18 protein-coding genes are annotated in these 19,326 nt (G+C 60.8%); 7 read left to right on the top strand and 11 right to left on the bottom strand.

Features of this window, described 5'->3' with window-relative positions:
• Positions 1-19: 19 nt before the first annotated feature.
• Positions 20-325 (top strand): DUF2834 domain-containing protein, encoded by a 306-nt coding sequence (locus HF257_RS18145; protein ID WP_185705645.1) that lies wholly within the window; start codon positions 20-22, stop codon positions 323-325.
• Positions 318-737, top strand: a complete 420-nt coding sequence (locus HF257_RS18150) for an MAPEG family protein (RefSeq protein ID WP_185705647.1) — start codon at positions 318-320, stop codon at positions 735-737. Before HF257_RS18145 ends, HF257_RS18150 begins: the two co-directional genes overlap by 8 nt.
• A 48-nt stretch (positions 738-785) precedes the next feature.
• Here HF257_RS18150 and HF257_RS18155 read toward each other — a convergent pair whose 3' ends face one another.
• The 3 genes from HF257_RS18155 to HF257_RS18165 are packed head-to-tail and all read right to left on the bottom strand — an operon-like array spanning position 786 to position 3,730.
• A complete protein-coding gene (locus tag HF257_RS18155; protein ID WP_185705649.1) occupies positions 786-1,709 on the bottom strand; it encodes a sugar ABC transporter substrate-binding protein in 924 nt (307 codons plus the stop codon).
• 42 nt (positions 1,710-1,751) lie between these two features.
• Positions 1,752-2,885 (bottom strand): phytanoyl-CoA dioxygenase family protein, encoded by a 1,134-nt coding sequence (locus HF257_RS18160; protein WP_185705651.1) that lies wholly within the window; start codon positions 2,883-2,885, stop codon positions 1,752-1,754.
• Positions 2,885-3,730 carry an SDR family oxidoreductase gene (locus HF257_RS18165; protein ID WP_185705653.1) on the bottom strand — a complete coding sequence of 282 codons (846 nt, stop codon included), beginning with the start codon at positions 3,728-3,730 and terminating at the stop codon, positions 2,885-2,887. The genes HF257_RS18160 and HF257_RS18165 overlap by 1 nt, the downstream gene beginning before the upstream one ends.
• Before the next feature lie 124 nt (positions 3,731-3,854).
• On the opposite strand from HF257_RS18165, the gene HF257_RS18170 reads away from it, so the two are divergent.
• Together HF257_RS18170 and iolG are read left to right on the top strand one after the other, a co-directional pair.
• The gene (locus tag HF257_RS18170) at positions 3,855-4,880 is read left to right on the top strand and encodes a LacI family DNA-binding transcriptional regulator (protein WP_185706318.1); all 1,026 of its coding nucleotides are present in this window, start codon (positions 3,855-3,857) and stop codon (positions 4,878-4,880) included.
• Between the two features lie 34 nt (positions 4,881-4,914).
• Positions 4,915-5,919: an inositol 2-dehydrogenase gene (iolG, locus tag HF257_RS18175; RefSeq protein WP_185712104.1), complete on the top strand. Its 1,005-nt coding sequence runs from the start codon at positions 4,915-4,917 to the stop codon at positions 5,917-5,919.
• Here the strand turns inward: iolG and HF257_RS18180 are convergent.
• The 3 genes from HF257_RS18180 to HF257_RS18190 form a co-directional block, all read right to left on the bottom strand.
• On the bottom strand, positions 5,916-7,082 hold the full coding sequence (locus HF257_RS18180) for a GGDEF domain-containing protein (protein ID WP_185705657.1): 1,167 nt from the start codon (positions 7,080-7,082) through the stop codon (positions 5,916-5,918). The two genes, iolG and HF257_RS18180, sit on opposite strands and share 4 nt — an antisense overlap.
• Before the next feature lie 87 nt (positions 7,083-7,169).
• The gene (locus HF257_RS18185) at positions 7,170-8,300 is read right to left on the bottom strand and encodes an ATP-binding protein (RefSeq protein WP_185705659.1); all 1,131 of its coding nucleotides are present in this window, start codon (positions 8,298-8,300) and stop codon (positions 7,170-7,172) included.
• A 536-nt stretch (positions 8,301-8,836) separates the two neighbouring features.
• Positions 8,837-10,048: an MFS transporter gene (locus HF257_RS18190; RefSeq protein ID WP_185705661.1), complete on the bottom strand. Its 1,212-nt coding sequence runs from the start codon at positions 10,046-10,048 to the stop codon at positions 8,837-8,839.
• A gap of 97 nt (positions 10,049-10,145) precedes the next feature.
• On the opposite strand from HF257_RS18190, the gene HF257_RS18195 reads away from it, so the two are divergent.
• Positions 10,146-10,967 carry an AraC family transcriptional regulator gene (locus HF257_RS18195; protein ID WP_185705663.1) on the top strand — a complete coding sequence of 274 codons (822 nt, stop codon included), beginning with the start codon at positions 10,146-10,148 and terminating at the stop codon, positions 10,965-10,967.
• A gap of 160 nt (positions 10,968-11,127) precedes the next feature.
• On the opposite strand, the gene proP is transcribed toward HF257_RS18195, so the two are convergent.
• Positions 11,128-12,630, bottom strand: coding sequence for a glycine betaine/L-proline transporter ProP (gene proP / locus HF257_RS18200; RefSeq protein WP_185705665.1), 1,503 nt, complete (start codon positions 12,628-12,630; stop codon positions 11,128-11,130).
• A gap of 394 nt (positions 12,631-13,024) precedes the next feature.
• Between proP and HF257_RS18205 the strand changes: the two genes are divergently transcribed.
• Positions 13,025-14,428 (top strand): MFS transporter, encoded by a 1,404-nt coding sequence (locus tag HF257_RS18205; protein ID WP_185705667.1) that lies wholly within the window; start codon positions 13,025-13,027, stop codon positions 14,426-14,428.
• A gap of 38 nt (positions 14,429-14,466) precedes the next feature.
• Here HF257_RS18205 and HF257_RS18210 read toward each other — a convergent pair whose 3' ends face one another.
• The 3 genes from HF257_RS18210 to HF257_RS18220 form a co-directional block, all read right to left on the bottom strand.
• Positions 14,467-15,387 (bottom strand): bifunctional helix-turn-helix transcriptional regulator/GNAT family N-acetyltransferase, encoded by a 921-nt coding sequence (locus tag HF257_RS18210; protein WP_185705669.1) that lies wholly within the window; start codon positions 15,385-15,387, stop codon positions 14,467-14,469.
• A 70-nt stretch (positions 15,388-15,457) separates the two neighbouring features.
• Positions 15,458-16,750 (bottom strand): PQQ-dependent sugar dehydrogenase, encoded by a 1,293-nt coding sequence (locus tag HF257_RS18215; RefSeq protein ID WP_185705671.1) that lies wholly within the window; start codon positions 16,748-16,750, stop codon positions 15,458-15,460.
• Positions 16,747-17,160, bottom strand: a complete 414-nt coding sequence (locus tag HF257_RS18220; protein WP_185705673.1) for a DUF2231 domain-containing protein — start codon at positions 17,158-17,160, stop codon at positions 16,747-16,749. The genes HF257_RS18215 and HF257_RS18220 overlap by 4 nt, the downstream gene beginning before the upstream one ends.
• A gap of 173 nt (positions 17,161-17,333) precedes the next feature.
• Here HF257_RS18220 and uvsE point away from each other — a divergent pair, with 173 nt between their 5' ends.
• Positions 17,334-18,362, top strand: a complete 1,029-nt coding sequence (gene uvsE, locus HF257_RS18225; RefSeq protein WP_185705675.1) for a UV DNA damage repair endonuclease UvsE — start codon at positions 17,334-17,336, stop codon at positions 18,360-18,362.
• 6 nt (positions 18,363-18,368) lie between these two features.
• Here the strand turns inward: uvsE and HF257_RS18230 are convergent, their stop codons facing one another.
• Complete coding sequence (locus HF257_RS18230) at positions 18,369-19,319, bottom strand: SphA family protein (RefSeq protein ID WP_185705677.1); 951 nt, start codon at positions 19,317-19,319, stop codon at positions 18,369-18,371.
• Positions 19,320-19,326 lie beyond the last annotated feature (7 nt).

Genomic DNA, 19,326 nt, shown 5'->3' on the forward strand with positions numbered 1-19,326 from the left:
TCACGCCAAGGAAGCAAGCATGCCAAAGCCCTATTTCGCCCTGATCGGATTGCTCGGATTTTCGTTGTACACCCTGTTCACGCTGCTGACGGCCGAGCAGTCGCTATGGGCATTTGGACGGGAACTGATGTCGCGTCCGGACACGGCGCAGGTGGTCATCGACTTGTATTTGATGGCGGCGCTGGCGTGCGTGTGGATGTACCGCGATACGCGGCGGCGCGGGCATTCGCTGGTTTCGCTGGTGCCGTATGTGGTGCTCACGGCGGTGTTCGTGTCGGTAGGGCCGTTGCTTTATCTCGTTGTGAAGGGGTTTCGGGATGAATGACCTTATGCCTGTCTATGTCGCGTGCGTACTGGTGCTGGGCCTGAAGATGTTTGCGATCTCCTGCTATCAAGGGTTCTTCCGAATCCGGGGCAGGGCGTTCACAAATCAAGAGGATGCCGCTTACTTCAACCGTGCCACGCGCCCAGAAGAATTGCCGCAGGTCGTGAGAGCGACCAAGGCCTGGGCCAATGACCTGGAAAATATTCCACTGTTCTTTGTGTTGGGCGGCCTGTGTGTGGTGCTGGAGGGTTCCAGCGGTGTTATCGCGTGGTTGTTCTGCGCTTTTACCCTGGCGCGGGTGGCGCACACCGTTACCTATTTGATGGGATGGCAGCCCTGGCGCACCGTTGCCTATGCCGTGGGCACGCTCTGCCTGTCAGGACTGGGTGCCACGCTCGCCTACCTGTTGTAGTGAGCGGGCGGTGCGACGATTCGACAAGCCCGCTCACTACAAACACCGTTATGGGTTGAGGAAGGCTTGGTAGTTCGCCTTGGTAATCTGCTGATAAGGAATGGTCAGTTCAGCGTCATACGGCTCCTTCTTCACCATCTTCACCGCCAGGTCGATCGAGCCCACGGCCTGGCCTTTGTTGTCCTGGTAAGCCGTGACCAGCAATTGGCCCTTTTTCACCGCATCCAACCCCGCTGCACCGCCGTCGCTGCCGGCGACCAAAATGTCCTTGCCCGGTTGCATACCCGCCTGGCTGATCGCCATGGCCGCGCCGATGGCCATTTCATCCGCGTTCGCCGCCACCGCGTCGATCTTGGTGCCCGACACGATCCAGTTGTTCATCAGGTCAATCGCCTTGCTGCGCTGCCATTCGGCGCTTTGTTCCTCGACGATCTTGATGCCGGGATAGTCCTTGAGCACGTTCTTCACACCTTGGGTGCGGTTATGGGTCGCGTTGTTGGAGAGCAGCCCCAGCATGATCGCCAGGTTGCCCTTGCCGCCCATTTGCTCGGCCAGGTAGCGCATCTGGATTTCACCAGCCTTGATCTCATCCGAGCCCACATATCCCACGCCCGGCGGTACCTCCTTGAACTCGGGGCGGCGGTTGACGTACACCAGCGGGATCTTGGCCTGCTGGGCATTGACGGTCATTTTTGCCGTGGCGGCGGTGTCCACCGCGTTGACGATAATCGCGTCCATGCCCTGGGCCGTGAAGTTCTGCACCTGGTTGAGCTGGCGCACCACATCGCCCTGGGCGTCTTCGAATTGCAGGGTCACACCGGGCAGTTCCTTGGCATGGGCGGCCATGTAGTCACGCATCTGCGCCAGGAACACATCGTCAACCTGGGCGATGCTCACGCCGATACGCATATCGGCCAGCGCCCAAGGCGTCACAGCGAGGGTAAAGAGTGCCGCAAGGAGTTGCTTCTTCATGGTGTTGCTCCGTTATTTTTGTTGTTGTTAAAACAGAGTGATTCACGCTTGGCGCTTCTCCCGCATCTGCTTGACGGCAGCGGCGAAGTCCGAGAAAGGCCAGCTCTCGTTAAGGGCCTGCACCATCAGTTGTTGCCCGGTTTGTGGCGCCAACCCCTGCAAGGGTGGGTCGGTGTCGAGGTTGGTGGGGAAGGAATAGCCGTCTGCCGTGCAGCCGATCACCGCCTCTACGGCCTGGGCATCCAGTGCGGTGTTGGCCAGCAGCACCGGGTAGATCGCCAGCATCATGCGGTCGCGGTCGAGCGCTTCCATGGGCTTGCCGAACGCCGACGAGATTTGCAGTAGGTTGGCCATGCGCTGCCGGTCTGGCGTGCGGTTGGTGCCGGCGGCATGAAACAGCGCCGGGTTGAAGAACAACAGGTCACCCTTGGTCAGTGGCAATTGCACGGCGTGTTGCTGGAAGTAGTCGATAAACTCCGGGCGCCGCCACGCCAGGTAGCCTAAGGCGTACTGCTGGGAAAACGGCAGCAACTGGGTGGGGCCGGTTTCCAGCGGCATATCGGAATGCGCCACCGCGCCTTGCAACGTCAGGTACTGGGACAGCACGTGCAAGGGCAGGGGAAAGCGCTCCACCACATCATGGGTCTGGAAGCCCAGGTGGTAATCCCGATGCGGCTGCTGCGCCTGGCCGCCGGGGTGCACCACGTTGACTTGGGCGGTTACTTGAAAGCTTGGCCCCAGCCACGCCTCGGCGATCAGCCCGAGCAACGGGTTGGCGTAGTACTCGACAAAGGACTCTGGCGACTGCAACGCCGCCTTCTGCAATGAATTCCAGATACGCCCGTTGCTGCCCGCCTTGGCAAAGTGATCGGCCGCCACGCCTTGGGCGGCCTCATGGGCGAAGATCGCCTCAAACACCTGGCTATGGCGGTCCACCACTTCCAGGTCCTCATAAGCGCGGCGCACCACCATTACCCCCGGTCCATCGCGGAACAGCTGATGCAGTTCATTCATCACGACAAGGCGGTCACTGTGGCGCAAGGTGTGGGCGTCATAGATCACCACATTGCTCACCACCTCGGCGCACAGTGGGTAGTCTTCTGCGTGGGCCTGTTGTGCGCAAAGCCGGCTGAAATCCGCTAGTTGTACGTCATCGCGGGTGACAAACGCCGCCATCACACACCTCCCGGCAGGCTCAGCGCCTGATGCGGCTGCGGGCTACCGCCGTCAGTGCAGCCGACCACGCCTTGTTCCAGGTCGATCACCGAACCGGTCATCATCCCCGACTCGCTGGACAGTAGGAACGCCACGCTGCGGGCCACTTCTTCGGGCTTGAGCAGGCGCCCGAAAGGCTGTGCGGCTTCGGCCTTGGCCAGCCAGCCGTCCTCGGCCCCGTGGTATTGGCGTTGAATGTCATCTTCGTGGGGGGTGTCCATCCAGCCGATATTCAAGCCATTGACGCGGATCCGGTTGCGCAACGCGCTGAATGCCACGTTCTTGGTGAGGATCGCCAGTGCGCCCTTGGAGGCTGCATAAGCGCTGAGGAATGATTGCCCGCCGTGCCCGGTGATGCTTTGGATGTTCACCACGGCGCCTTCCACGCCTTTACTGATCATCAGCTTCAAGGCTTCCTGCATCAGGAAGAACGGTGCCCGCACATTCACCGCAAACAGGCGCTCGAACAGCTCCGGCGAGGTATCCAGGATCGTGCCGCGATCCGACATGCCGGCGCAGTTCACCAGCCCGTGCAAGGTGCCAAAGTGGGTGCGCGCCGCCTCGATGATTGCGCGGCAATCCTCGACCTTCTCAAGATCCGCCTCGACAAAGAATGCCTGGCAATCGAGTTGGGCCAGCTGCCGCACCTGTTCTTCGCCCTGGGCGCGACGACGCCCGCAGATGATCAACCCGGCGGCCCCGCGCTGGGCCAAGGTGTGGGCTACCGCAGCGCCCAGGCCTTGAGTGCTGCCGGTGACGACGAAGTATTGGCCGCTGAAAGTGCTGGCGAGATCGGTGTTCGGCATGGGGTTCTCCTGGATTTTTGTTGTTGTGCATCGCCCGACTCGACGGCGGGCAAAACTGAGACTAGCATTGCGAAACCTCAGTAACGCCTAAAAAACACCTCAAAAAGACATCAGGCCCATGCCCATGCTCGAGCGCGCCAAACACTTCTCCATCAAGCAACTCGCCACCCAGGCCGGCGTCAGCAAAGCCACCGTCGACCGCGTGCTGCACCAGCGCGGCAGCGTGCATGCCCAGACACAGCGGCGTATCGAACAGGCGCTGGATGAGTTGGAGTTACAGGAGAAAAACGGCCTGGCGGTGGGGCGCACGTTCCATGTCGACGTGATCATGCACACGCCCAAGCGTTTCAGTGCGGCGGTGCAGGCGGCGATCACTGCGCAGTTGGCGAGCCTCGCGCCGTTTCGGATTGCCCCGCGCTTTCACCTGTTCGAAGAGATCGAGCCCCAGGCCATGCACGATCAGTTGCTGCGCTGCCTCGACACCGGCAGCCAAGGCGTGGTGCTCAAGGCCGCCGACGAGCCGGCGGTGAACCAGGCGGTCAAGCAACTGATTGCGGCCGGTATCCCGGTGGTGACCCTGGTCACGGATTTGCCGCAAAGCGAGCGCATCGGCTATGTCGGCATGGACAACCGCACCGCAGGCCAAACGGCCGCCTACCTGATGTCGCGCTGGTTGCCCTCAGCGCCGCAGGACGTGGCAGTGGTGATCGGCAGCGAACTGTTCCGTGGCGAAGAAGAGCGCGAGATGGGCTTTCGTGCATGGCTGCGCGGGCGTGCGCCGCATCTACGGGTGCTGGACATCAGCGGTGGCTACGGGGTGTATGACCGCACCTTCGAACGGGTCACCCAGGCGCTGAAACAGCAGCCCGAGCTCAAGGCAGTGTACAGCGTCGGCGGTGGCAACCGGGCGATTGTCGACGCCTTTGCGGCCCAAGGCCGTGCGCTGGACGTGTTTATCGGCCACGACCTCGACGAAGAAAACCGCCAGTTGCTGCTGGAAGAAAAAGTCGCCGCGATCATCGACCACAACCTGCAGATCGATGCGCGCCATGTGTTCCTGCACATCCTGCACTACCACCGGCTGTGGAAGGCCGGGCCGATTGCGCCATCTCAGGTGCAGATTGTTACGCCGTTCAACTTGCCGGACTGAATCTCCCTCAACAACACATCCAGGAGTTTTCACCATGCTACGAATCGCCGTTCTAGGTGCCGGGCGCATTGCCAAGATCCACGCCGCCAACGTCGCCGCCCATCCCAACGCCACGCTGGTGCTGGTCGCCGACCCCTGGCGCGAAGGCGTCGATGCGTTAAGCACCCAATTGGGGTGTGAGGCGGCCTACGATTGCGCCGCCGTGCTCACGCGCAAAAACATCGACGCGGTGGTGATCGGCACACCCACCGACACCCATATCGACCTGCTGCTGGCGGCGGTGGCGGAAGGCAAGGCGGTGCTCTGCGAAAAGCCTATCGACCTCGACATCGCCAAGGCCCGCAGCGCCGCCCAGACGGTCGAGCGCCAAGGCGGCAAGGTGATGCTGGGTTTCAACCGGCGTTTCGACCCCGACATGCTGCGCCTGCGCCAGGCACTCGACGCCGGGCAGATTGGTGTGGTGCGCCAGGTGATCATCACCAGCCGCGACCCCGGCCTGGCGCCGCGTGACTACCTGAAACACTCCGGCGGCATCCTGCGCGACATGACCATCCACGACTTCGACACCGCCCGCCACTTGCTCGGCGAAGAACCGGTGGAAGTGACCGCCATCGCCAGCCGCCTGGTGGACCCCAGCCTTGCCGAGATCGACGACTACGACAGCGTGATGGTCTTGCTGCGCACTGCCTCGGGCAAGCAATGCCATATCAACTGCTGCCGCCAGGCGGTGTATGGCTATGACCAGCGGGTGGAAGTGTCTGGCGCCAGCGGCGTACTGCTGACCGACAACCATCGCCCCAGCACGCTGCGCCACTGGAGTGTCGAGCACACCGAAGCGCTGGAGCCGCTGCAGCACTTTTTCCTGGAGCGCTATGCCGATGCCTACCGCAATGAACTGACCCAGTTCATTGATGCGCTGAACAACGGGCAACCGCTGCCCACCAACGTGCGCGACGGTTTGTACGCGCTGCACTTGGCGGATTGTGCGTTGGAATCGGTGAAGACCGGGCGCAGTGTGGCGGTCAACTACGACCTCTAGCCGTAGGAACTGACCCCGGTTCGATCCACCAGTCGAATGCTGTCGCGGCCACCACGCTTGGTTTCATACAGCGTGGTGTCACCTTGTTCGATCAAGGCGCTCAGGCTGGCGGGTGGTAGGTCGAACAGGTTGGCGCCGATGCTCAAGGTCACCGGCTCCGGGGTGGCAAAGGTTTGCGAGGTGAGTTGAAAAAATTGTTCGCGCAGGCGGCTGCCCAGGTCGACGATCTGCTCGGTCGAGGCGGTGTTGAGCAGGATCACGAATTCGTCACCGCCCAGGCGTGCGGCGAGCGCGCCATGGGGGACCACGGCGCGGATCATTTCGCTCAGGGCGATCAGCAGGCGGTCGCCGGCGGTATGGCCGAACAGGTCGTTGACCGACTTGAAGTTGTCGATATCGATCAACAACAGCGCACCCGGCTGTGCCGGTGACACTTGGGCCAGCAGGCGCGGTGCGCGCAAGTCCAGTGCGCGGCGGTTGTACAGGGCGGTCAGCGGGTCGCGGGCGGCGAGGCGGGCGATTTGCTGCTCGCGGCGGTAACGTTCGGAGCCGGTCATCGACAGGGCAATCAGCATGATCGCCATCGCGCCTTCCACCAGGGACACCTGGATGATTTCGCCCTTGAACGAGGCCAGGTCGATCAAGGTGCCGGGGATCAATACCGACAGCGCCTTGGCCACGTAGAAAGACCCATGGAACAACAGCACATAACGCAGTTGCACCGCGCCGATGCTCAAGGATTTGCCATGTGGCCGCAGCAGGAAACTGGCACGCAGGGTGGGCAGGGCGACGAGCAGCGACTGCACCCCCAGCATGGCCTTGGACCACGGCAGGTCGGTGGGTAGCATCAGCATGCCAAACCAGATAATCACCATCAGGGCCCAAAGCCGCGATACGCGCACCTGGGTAAACCGCGCCACCCCCAGCAGAAACAGGAAGTGCGCGGTCACCAACAAGCCATTGGCGAACCAGATGCCAATCATCAGGAAACCGTTGGTGCGCAGCAGGGCCAGGATTGAGCCGAGGGTGATGGTGGCGAAACCCGCACTCCAGAACAGCAGCGAAGGTTCGCGCACACTGCGCCATTCAATGGCCAGGTACAGGGCCGCAGCGGCGGCGAGCGCCACCGTGAGGGCTAAAATCGTTGGAGGATCGAGCGTCATGTGCTGCCAGGCGTGCGTTGAAAAACGCGATTGTAAGCGTTCACAGAGCGTTTTCGGAGCCTTACTGGCGAACGGCTATCTTTGTTTTCAAGCGGCAGACAACGGCACGCTCACCTGAAACACCGTACCGGTTTCTGCGCAAGACTCCACTTCTATCGAACCCTGGTGGGCCGAGACGATTTCCGAGGCGATAAACAGACCCAGTCCAAGGCCCGCTGTAGGACCATGCTCAATCACCGAGCGCTGGGAAAAGCGCCCCATGGGATTGAAGATAAACGGCAGCACATCGACCGGAATCGGCTCGCCCAGATTGTGAACCGTGAACACCACCGTCTCAGCCGTGGCCGTCAGCTCTACGTTGATCGGTAAGCGAGCGCCGCCGTGTTGCACTGCGTTGCTGATGATGTTGGAAAACACTTGCTCAATGCGCGGGCCGTCAAACAGCCCAAACGCCTGGGTCTTGGTGTGAAGGATGATCTCTGCGTCAGGATGAAACGCCCGGATTTCCTCGACGATGCGCTCGCAGATGGGTGCCAGATCGACGGCCACCCGTTTCACCGGAATGCCGGGGCCCATCTGGCAACGGGTCAAGTCCAACAAATCGCCGACAATCTGACTGGCGCGCTGCACACTCGTGTAGATCTGCGTGGCGACGCGGGTGCCGCGCTCGCCGATGCTCTCTGAGCGCCGGAGCATGTCGGCGCCCAGCAGAATTGCGCCCAGCGGTGTACGCAAATCGTGGCCGAGGATGCCTAGGAATACGTTTCGCGAGGCCTCGACCGCCCGCGAATAACTGGCGATCGACTCGGCCAGGGCCTGATCGATGGCCTCGTGAAAGCGGTTCATGTCGTCGACTTCCAGCGGCGTGCCGTGTTTGACCTGGTCGAGCCACTGGCTGAGCACACTGGTGCGCAACGCGCGGTATTCAGACACCATTTGATCGATGGAAAACCCGGCCATCAAACGCGTCATGGCGTGGGTTTCAGCCGGCGTTTCATCGTCATGCTGAGGGGCCAGACCTTGGGCCTTGTCGATTTGTTCCTGCACGGTCTGGGTGGTACGCAGGTCCAGCACAATAGCGCGCAACATTTGCTCGGCGTGATCGCGCAGGCCCTCGCGGTCCAAATCGGTGCCGGGGGTATGGATGGTGCGGGCAAAGTCTTCCCAGGCCTGCAGGATCGGCTCAAGGTTTTGGAGGATGAAGTCTGGCAGGCGCATGGGGGAAGTCCTTGAGGGGCGGCGAGCACAGACGCTTGCGAAGCTGCCAAACAAGGATTTAAGCATGGATCGGTGTGTTGCATGCTGAGCGGACGTGTGAGACGGAGTCCCGACATAACATTTGGCTAAAAAACCTGCGAACACGCCGCCGTTGCTTTGCTTTGCTTTGGATCTTGATCTTGATCTTAAGCGCCCCGTTAAACACGCTGGCCGAACGCAGGCTTGAATCCGTGGGTAACCCGGCAGGACGCCGGGTTAGCCGTCCTGGGCCAAGGATGGCCCATGACGGCGGCCCACGGATTCAAGCCTGCGTTCGGGCACACCGAGCCTAGGCGAGGTGCCGAGTGTTGGGGCAAGAGCCCTTTTGGTTACTTTTGGGGCTCTTTTCCAAAAGTGACCCGCTGTAAGAGCGGAACCAATAGTAGCCGTCACCGAAACAACGGATATGCACTCCGACCAAAAAACTCCAGCGCCCAACACAAAGCCATCGCAGCGATGCGGCGACCCGGCAAGCCAGCTCCCACAGACGAGTGCGGTCAGATGCCCTTGGTCGAAGGCAGCAAGATCGTCAGGATGCCCACCAACGGCAGGAACGAGCACAGCTGGTATACGTACTCAATGCCGTGGCTATCGGCCAACAAGCCCAGCAACGCCGCGCCAATACCGCCAAAGCCGAACATCAGGCCGAAAAAGATCCCGGCGATCATGCCCACATTCCCCGGCACCAGTTCCTGGGCAAATACCACAATGGCCGAGAACGCCGACGAGAGGATGAAACCGATCATCACGCTCAGCACCGCCGTCCAGAACAGGTCCACGTAGGGCAGGGCCAAGGTGAATGGCGCAGCACCCAGGATGGAGAACCAGATGACCTTTTTACGGCCGATCCTGTCGCCAATCGGCCCGCCCGCAAACGTACCGACGGCCACCGCGCCCAGAAACAGGAACAGGTACATCTGGGAACTGGCGACGGACAGGTGGAATTTTTCAATCAGGTAGAACGTGAAGTAGCTGGTCAGGCTGGTCATGTAGAAGTACTTGGAGAACACCAAGACTGCCAACACCACCAGGGCAAACGTCACGCGGCCTTTGGACAGGCCGTGGGTGGCCTTGCTGCCTTGCTTGAGCTTGAACAGGTTGAGGTGGTTGCGGTACCAGCGGCTCAAGCCGTACAGCACCATGATCGCGAACACTGCGAAAAGCCCGAACCAGGCGATATGGCCTTGGCCGTAGGGAATGATGATCGCTGCCGCCAGCAACGGCCCGAACGCACTGCCGGTGTTACCGCCCACCTGGAAGGTCGATTGCGCCAGGCCATAGCGACCGCCGGAGGCCAGACGCGCAACACGCGAGGTTTCCGGGTGGAAGGTGGATGAACCCACGCCCACCAGGCCTGCCGCCAACAATATCAGCGGGAAGCTGCCGACAAACGCCAGCATCAGGATGCCGATCAAGGTGCACACCATGCCCGCCGGCAGTAGCCAAGGCTTGGGATGACGGTCGGTGTGGTAGCCGATCCACGGCTGTAGCAGCGATGCAGTCAGCTGGAACGTCAGGGTGATCAGGCCGACCTGGGCGAAGCTCAGGCCATAGTTGGCCTTGAGCATCGGATAGATAGACGGCAGCACGGCCTGGATCAGGTCATTGATCATGTGGGCCAAGGCGCAGGCGCCAAGGATGCGCATGACCAAGGGGCTTGTCTGGGGTGTACTGGTTGCAGCAGCGGGTGACGCAGTGAGGGTCGACATGCAGGCATTCCATACAAGGCAGCAAACAAAGATGGCGAGTACTTGAGCCCGCCATCTATTTCAAAATGATTCGGCGTTCATGCTAGATTTGCAGCAAATGCCTGTCTCGCGAAATTCGGGCAGCAATCATCGCAAAAAGGGCGAAATGATCAAATCACTGGATATATTTTTGCAGGAGATCAATGAAGGCGACTGGGCTGTCATCAGTTCGGCCACCGACTACCCCGAAAACTGGGTGATCCCCGACCACAGCCACGAAAAGCACCAACTGCTCTATGCCATTGAAGGCGTGATGGTGGTGTATTCGGCGCTGAACCAATGGACCGTGCCGCCCAATCGCGGCATCTGGATGCCCAGTGGGCAGGTGCATTCTCTGCGCTGCGTGGGCACCCTGAAAATGCGCAGCGTGTTCGTGCGCCCGGACCGCTTCCCGAACATGCCGAGCGAGCCCAAGACAGTGAGTATTTCGCCGCTGTTGAGCGAGCTGATCAAGGCGTCAGTGAGCTTGAAACCGCCGTATGCCGAAGACTCGCGCGACGCTCGGATCATGCACCTGATCCTCGATGAACTGGCCATTCTGCCGGCCTTGCCGCTGTCGTTGCCGCAGCCCGCCGACGCGCGGGTGAACCGCATTTGCCAGGCGTTGCAGCAAGATCCCGGGGATGCCTCCACCGTGGCGGACTGGAGTGAGCGCCTGGGCCTGGACCAGAAAACCATCCAGCGCCTGTTCCGTAAGGAAACCGGCATGACCTTCGGCCAATGGCGCCAACAGGCACGCTTGCTGCTGGCCTTGGAGCGCATTGCGGTGGGGGAGAAGATTATCGACGTGGCCCTGGAGTTGGGCTACGAAAGCCCCAGCGCCTTTACCAGCATGTTCAGGAAACAGTTTGGCAAGACGCCGAGTCATTTCTTCCGCTAGGAGACGTTCTGTAGTGAGCGGGCTTGTCCCGCGCTGGGTGGCGAAGCCGCCCCAACCGAGTCACCGCGGTATTTCAGCAAAACCGAGGTGTCTGGGTTTAGGGCGGCTTTGCCCCCCAGCGCGGGGCAAGCCCGCTCACTACAAGGCTCGTATCAGGGCGTCAGTTAATCCTTGGGTGCTGTTGTACGAGGTTCTTGCGCTTGGCCTCCAACTCGGCAATCTCGGCATCGATGTCTTCGATTTTCTGCTCGATATTGTCGTGATGTTCCTGCAGCAATTCCTTGGCCTCCTCCATGTCCGACGCCGCGGGTGCGGCGCCACGCAGTGGTTTGTTGGCGGTTTCCTTCATGGTCAGGCCAGTGATCAGGCCGACCACGGCAAACACCATCAGGTAGTAAGCGGGCATGTACAGGTCGTTGGTGCTTTCCACCAGCCAGGCCACTGCTGTTGGGGTTACGCCAGCGATCAATACCGAGACGTTGAACGCACTGGCCAGCGCGCTGTAGCGCAGGTGCGTGGGGAACATCGCCGGCAGGGTTGAAGCCATCACGCCGATAAAGAAGTTCAGCACCACGGCCAGGATCAGCAAGCCGGCGAAGATCAGGCCGGTCTTGCCGCTGGTGATCAGCATGAACGCCGGGATAGCCAGGAACAGCAGGCCGATGCTGCCCGCAATGATGAAGGGCTTGCGGCCGATCTTGTCGCTCACAAAACCAATGAATGGCTGTACGAACAGCATGCCGACCATGATCGCGATGATGATCAGCACACCGCTGTTTTCGGCGTAGTGCAGGTTGTGGGACAGGTAGCTCGGCATGTACGTGAGCAGCATGTAATACGTCACGTTGGTGGCGGCGACAATACCGATGCAGGTCAACAGGCTGCGCCAGTGCTTGGTGGCGATCTCCTTGAATGACACTTTTGGACCGTGGCTCAGGCCTTCGCGGTCGCCTTGTTCGAGCTTGTCGACATGCTGTTGGAACGCCGGGGTTTCTTCCAGCGCATGGCGCAGGTACAAGCCGATGATGCCCAGCGGCAGGGCGAGGAAGAACGGCAGGCGCCAGCCCCATGCTTCAAATTCGGCTTCGCCCAGCACACTGGAAATCAGCACCACCACGCCGGCACCCAGCACGAAACCGGCGATGGAGCCGAAATCCAGCCAACTGCCCAGGAAGCCGCGCTTGCGGTCTGGCGCGTATTCAGCGACGAAGATCGAGGCGCCGGTGTATTCACCTCCGACCGAGAAGCCTTGGGCCATTTTGCACAGCAGCAACAGGATCGGTGCCCAGATGCCAATCGACGCATAGCCGGGGATCAAGCCGATGGCAAAGGTGCTCAGGGACATGATCACGATGGTGGCGGCGAGGACTTTTTGCCGCCCGTATTTATCGCCCAGTGCGCCGAAAAACAGGCCGCCCAGGGGACGGATCAGGAAGGGCACGGAGAAGGTCGCCAGTGCGGCGATCATTTGTACGCTGGGGGACGCGTCCGGGAAGAACACCTTGCCGAGGACGTAGGCGACAAAACCATAGACGCCGAAGTCGAACCACTCCATGGCGTTGCCTAGTGCAGCGGCGGTAATTGCCTTGCGCATCTTGGCGTCGTCGACAATCGTGATGTCTTTCAAGCCGATGGGGTTGACGCTTTTCTTACGTGATTTCATGCGGACCACTCTAAATCTGAACAGGGGAGGTGCCATCGCCGCGATGGCACCGCTCTGTCAGTTCAGATACAAGCGGACACGAAATAATTCACCACTCATTTCGATTTTTTGCACCGCACGTTGGAACGGGCCTTTGTAGTGAGCGGGCTTGCCCCGCGCGGCGTCCTTCCTGGTGAAATCCGCGTGACTGTATTGGGGCCGCTTCGCAGCCCAGCGCGGGGCAAGCCCGCTCACTACAATAAGTGGCGTCATCCTACAACTGAGTTTCTTGCCTTCCAACAAAACTGAATCTTTCCGATTGACACCGCTCAGGCGCCTCGATATAAAAGCCATAGTTGTACGACGACATATGACGTTACATATGTCCTACCTAACAAAAATAAAAAGTGATGCCATGAACTTGAACGAGCCCATCAACGCCCATCGCGTTGGCCAAGCTGTAGGCAACTATCGCTGGACCATCTGCGCGATGCTGTTCTTCGCCACCACCGTCAACTACCTCGACCGCCAAGTGCTCAGCCTCCTGGCGCCGCAGCTGTCCACGCAATTTGGCTGGAGCAACACCGACTACGCCAACATTGCCGCGGTGTTCCAGTTCGTCTACGCCATCTCGATGCTGTTCGCCGGGCGCTTTGTCGACAAGATCGGCACCAAGGCCGCCTACGTCGTTGCGATTGGCATCTGGTCCACGGGCGCCATCATGCACGCGTTTTCGGTGCAGATGGGCGAGGGCATTGCTGCCGTGAGTACCGCCGTCGGACTGGCGGTGATCCCGGTGTCGATTGCCGGTTTCATGCTGTCCCGGGCGGTACTGGCGATTGGCGAGGCGGGTAACTTCCCGATTGCGATCAAGGCCACTGCCGAATATTTCCCGAAGAAAGAGCGCTCCCTGGCCACCGGTATTTTCAATTCCGGTGCCAACGTCGGTGCGATCCTGGCGCCGATCTGCGTGCCGCTGATTGCCGGCATGTGGGGCTGGGAAGCGGCCTTTATGGTGATCGGCATGCTGGGCTTCGTGTGGGTCGCAGTGTGGGCGGCCATCTACGAAAAACCGGATCAGCAAAAGCGCCTGTCGGCCGAAGAACTGGCCTACATCCGCAGCGACCAGACCGTACAGCCTTTCACGCCACCGGTTGCAGGGGCGGTGCAGAAAAAGGTGTCCTGGTTCAAGTTGCTCACCTACCGCCAGACTTGGGCCTTCGCCTTCGGCAAGTTCATGACGGACGGCGTGTGGTGGTTCTTTCTGTTCTGGCTGCCCACCTACCTATCGGCGCAATACGGCATGAAAGGCGCCGATATCGTGATGCCGCTGGCGGTGCTGTACAGCATGACCATGGTCGGCAGTATCGGTGGCGGCTGGTTCCCCAGCTATTTCATGGCACGCGGTGACGCTCCGTATGACGGCCGCATGAAAGCCATGCTGGTCATCGCGCTGTTCCCGCTGGTGGTGCTGCTGGCGCAGCCGTTGGGCTATATCAGCTTCTGGGTGCCGGTGTTGCTGATTGGTGTGGGCGCTTCAGCGCACCAGGCGTGGTCGTGCAATATCTTCACCACCGTGTCCGACATGTTCCCGCAGAAAACCGTTGCCTCGGTGGTCGGTATCGGCGGCATGGCCGGTGGCTTGGGCGGGGTGGTAATGACCAAGATCGGTGGTTGGGTGTTTGACTACTACAAGTCCATCAACGATATCCACACCGGCTACATGATCATGTTCGCGATCTGTGCGCTGGCCTACCTGGTGGCGTGGAGCGTGATGAAGACGCTGGTGCCGCGCCACAAGGAAATCACTGACTTGTAAGCAATGCTCTCCCGCGCTGACGGCAGCGCGGGAGACGGTCAGAGGTCACGGGTCCAGGTTTCACTGATCAGCGTCTTGCCGAAGCTCACCGTAGCTTCCTCTTCAACCAGCTCGAACCCGGCTTTTTGGTAGAGCTTGCGCGCATCGGTCAGGATGTTCACCGTCCACAGCATCATGCTTTTGTAGCCCGCCTGCCGGGCAAACCGCAGGCACTCGTCCACCAATCGTTGGCCGATACCCATGCCCCGCGCGCTGGCATCCACATAGAGCATGCGCAACTTGGCGGTGCTGTCGTCATGACGTACCACGAACACCGAGCCCACCACCTCGCCATCCTTTTCGGCGATCCAGCAGCGCTCGCGCGTCGGGTCGAACTCCCTCAAGTACTTGGCGACAATCTCCGCTACCAGCGCTTCGAACTCCCAATTCCACTGGTACTCACGGGCATACAACGCCGATTGCTGTTGCACCACCAGGCCCATGTCCCCCGGCTGCGGATCGCGCAGCAGGTAGCTGGGCGGCGTGCCTTGCAGCAGGGCCTGGATGCGTTGCATGGAGGCAGCCAGTTGTTGCTGCTGCTGTTCGGGCAAGGCTTGTAGCAGGGCGATGACTTCCTGCTGGGTCTGCTGCTCCAACGGGGTCAGTACCGAGCGGCCCAGGTCGCTGAGGTGCAGTTGCACCGCACGCGCATCGGTGACGGAGCGGACTTTCTGGATCAGGCCTTTCTTTTCCAAACCGCCCACCAACCGGCTCAGGTAACCCGCGTCCAGGCTGAGCATCTGGCACAGATCGGCACTGGTCAGGTCGCCCCGTGAAGACAGCTCATACATCACGCGGATTTCCGTCAGGGAGTAATCGCTTTGCAGCAGGTGTTCCTGCAGCACGCCGATCTGATGGGTATAGAAGCGGTTGAAACCGCGCACGATGCCGGCGCGTTCGACAAGCAGAGGAGTGGACATGGGAGATGCTCGGTATGGTTGCCTGAGGCAATTATATTGTTGCCTCAGGCAAGCATGTCAAACATTTTGCTTAGTGGTTCCGCGTCACCCGCCAAATGGTATTGGCCAGGTCATCGGCAATGATCAGCGCGCCTTTCGGGTCCACCGTCACACCCACCGGACGGCCACGGGTCTTGCCATCGTCACCGCGAAAGCCGGTGGCGAAGTCGATGGGTTCGCCGGAGGGCTTACCGTTGCTGAACGGTACGAAGATCACCTTGTAACCCACGGGATTGTCGCGGTTCCAACTGCCGTGCTCGCCGACAAATACGCCATCAGCGAATTTTTCACCCATTTGCGGGATGGAAAAGTCCACCCCCAGCGCCGCCACGTGGGAGCCGAGGCTGTAATCGGGCTTGACCGCCGACGCGACTTTGGCCGGGTTCTGCGGTTGCGCGCGCGGGTCGACGTTCTGGCCCCAATAGCTGTAGGGCCAGCCGTAGAACGCACCTTCACGCACTGACGTCAGGTAGTCCGGCACCAGGTCGGGGCCCAGTTCGTCACGTTCGTTGACCACCGTCCACAGTTGCCCGGAGTCGGGCTGGATAGTCAATGCGGTCGGGTTGCGCAAGCCCGTTGCGTAGGGTTTGTGCGCGCCGGTCGCGGCGTCGATCTGCCAGACCATCGCCCGGTCGATCTCCACTTCCATACCGCGCTCGGTAATGTTGCTGTTGGAGCCGATGCCCACGTAAAGCTGGCTGCCATCGGCGCTGACGGCGAGGGACTTGGTCCAGTGGTGGTTGATTTGCGCTGGCAGGTCGGTGACTTTCGACGGCGGCCCGCTGGCCTTGGTCTGCCCATCGGCGTAGTCGAAGCTCACCAGGGCGTCCTGGTTGGCGACGTACAACTTGCCATTGGCGTAGGCCAGGCCGTAGGGCGCATTGAGGTTGTCGGCGAACACGGTTTTCAGTTCATAGGTGCCGTCGCCGTCCGCATCGCGCAGCAAAGTCAGGCGGTTGCCACTCTTGACCTTGGTATTGCCCTCGGCCTTGATCAGGCTGGCGATCACGTCCTTGGGCTTGAGTTTGGCCGCGCTGCCGCCACGGCCTTCAGCCACCAGAATGTCGCCGTTGGGCAGTACCAGGGTCTGGCGCGGAATCGCCAGGTCGGTGGCGATGGCGGTAACACTGTAGCCCTCCGGAACCTTGGGTTTCTGCTCGCCCCACGGCGCGGGCTCGGCGATTTTCATGCTCGGCAGCAGGCTGCTTTGCTGTTCCGGCAATTTGGGGTCAGGTCCGCGCGACTGGGTCTTGTCGCCTTCGCCACCGCAGGCAGTCAGCAGCAGTGCTGCACTCAATAGGGTCAATGTGCTGGACGTTTTCATTTGGCACCTCCGCTGCGCAGGCCGGTCCATGTGGCCGCCAGTGTCAGCAGCAAGACGATGGCCGACAGCACCAGGCCGCCGGGCATCGCGGCGTAGGCGTCCTTGGCATGTTGGAAGGCATTCACCAGGCCCAATACCCAGGTCACCAGCAACAGCAGGACATAACGAGCCGGTTGCCCGGCCCTGAGTCCGGTGCGGAACAGATTGATCAGTGCAAACAAGAATGCGAACCCTGCAAACACCAGCGCCCCGGCAATTAGCCAGGACGCGAAGTTGGCCCACTGAATCTGGTAGGTCTGGGTGTAGGCAATGTCGCTGAGCAACGCACCGAGAAACAGCGGCACGGTGCCGGCCAGCAAGGTCGTATGCAACGGGCCTGGATGGGTTCGATAAACGGGAAGGGTAGTCATAGGGACGGCGGCTCCTTGTTGTACAACGCCCCTGGGCGGGGCAGCGCATAGGAGATGAACGCACCGCGTGTCAGAAAGTTCAGCATGAATCATGTCGAAATATTATGAACCCCCTGGGGCGGCCCCGGCCTAACGCCGTATCATCCCGCACTTTCCTATCGCCAGGCGCTTCCATGACCCACCCCCGCATCGGCTTCGTGTGCCAATACAAGCATCCCGAGCGCCTGCTCTCGGCCAGCGCCCTCAAATTGATCGAAGGCCCGTTAAACCCGCGCACCACCACCTTGCGCTGGATGGAAGGGGTCACGCCGCAAGTGGCGCGTGACAAGCTGGTTGAAGTGGTCACCCACAACCTGGCGGCGCAAATGCGTCTGCTGGCCTATGTCGCCACGTTGCCTGCCGCGCTGCGCATGCTGCGCCTGAGCAGTGACCTGTTGCCGTTCTACAGCCACCCGAAAGTCGCTGCTGTTTATAAGGACCCGGCCATCGAGCGTCAGTTGGTGGAAGGTTTTGCCGCCATCGGCGAACTGGCACGCGCATCGGATATCCGCCTGTCATTCCATCCCGGCCAGTACTGTGTGCTGGGCTCGGAAAACCCAAGTGTGGTGGAAAACAGCGTGGCCGAATTCGAATACCACGCCGACATGATCCGCATGATGGGGTACGGCCAACGCTTCCAGGACCTCAAATGCAACGTGCACATCGCCGGGCGTCTAGGTGTTGAAGGCACCCGGGCGGTGTGGGCGCGGCTGTCGGAGGTGGCGCGTAACTGCATCACCTTCGAGAACGATGAAAAAACCTACGGCCTCGACGACTGCCTGCAAATCGCTGACCTGGCGCCCGTGGTGCTCGACATCCACCACTGCTGGATCCATGAAAACGACTACATCGACCCTCACTCTGAGCGGGTTGCCCGAGTCATTGACAGCTGGCGCGGCGTGCGCCCGACCTTGCATTACTCCCAGCCCCAGGAAAGCCTGCAAGAGTTGGGCTTTGACGCCGAGCACAAACTGGAAATGGACGCGCTGATGAAGGTGGTGTCCAAGCGCGACCTGTATGGCCACAGTGCGCAAATGTGGAACCGCTGGACCAACGACTACGCGCTGCAGTTTCTTGATCGCTTCGACATCATGCTCGAAGCCAAGGACAAGAACGTCGCGTCCCTGGCGTTTTACGAGCATTGGCAACGGCGTAAGGCATGAGCCCGGCTATTTCTTGCCTTCCAGCGGAATCACCAGGGTTGCCCACAGGTTCCAGCCATCGGGACGGTTTTTTGCGTCGAATTCGTAATAGCCCTTGATGTTGGCGTACCACTGTTCATCGCCCACCTTGAAGAAGTGCCCCACCTGCGGCCCGATCCCCGCCACGCGTGACTTGAAGTCACCCAGTACCGCGCCGCTGCCGCTGTCACCGGTGACTTGCTCGAAGTAATAGCCAACCAGGCCGACCAGGGTCTGCGAGGTCAGGAACCGTGACGCGCTCAGATCAATGTGGGCGTCGATGCCATTTTTATAGTGGGTGTCGGTGTTTTCCCAGTTGTAGGTCATGCCGGCCACGGCGGAGAACTCGTAGGTCTTGTCGAAGTAGGTGTAGCCACCCCCGGCATCCAGGGCCGCATGGCCCAGGCCAATGTTCACCAAACGGTTTGGGTCGTAGGCGCCAATGGGGATGTTGCCCATGGAATAGGCCATGAAGTTGTGCACGCCATGGTTCCACTTCAGGGTGCCGAGCAGGTAGAGATCACTGCCGCCTTTGAGGCTGTCGTTAGTGCTGCCGGAGAATGAACGTCCGCGTGGCCCGGTGATGGTCGCGTCGATACTGGCTTCGGAACGTCCAACGGCGGCGACGGCGGAAATCGCCGCCTGCGCACCGCCCAGCACCGGGGTTTCGAAGGTGTAGGTGGGGCTTGCGAACAACAAGTCGGCCTTGGCGTCCAGGCCAACCACCGTGCGCCCGCCACGGGGTACGACGGCGTTTTTGTTATCGCTGGCGCTGACGTGGTAATACACCAGCGGCAGGCTCCAGCCGGGTGCGACCGGCGCGGCGGCCAGTGCGCCAAACTGTCCGGGCAGCCAAAAGCTGATGCCGCCGTCGTCTGCCTGCGCCATGGCGATGGGGAGCAGGGTAAGCAGGCTCAAAACACGGGTTGTCGTGGTCATAGGACTT

It is taken from the genome of Pseudomonas cremoris, assembly GCF_014230465.1.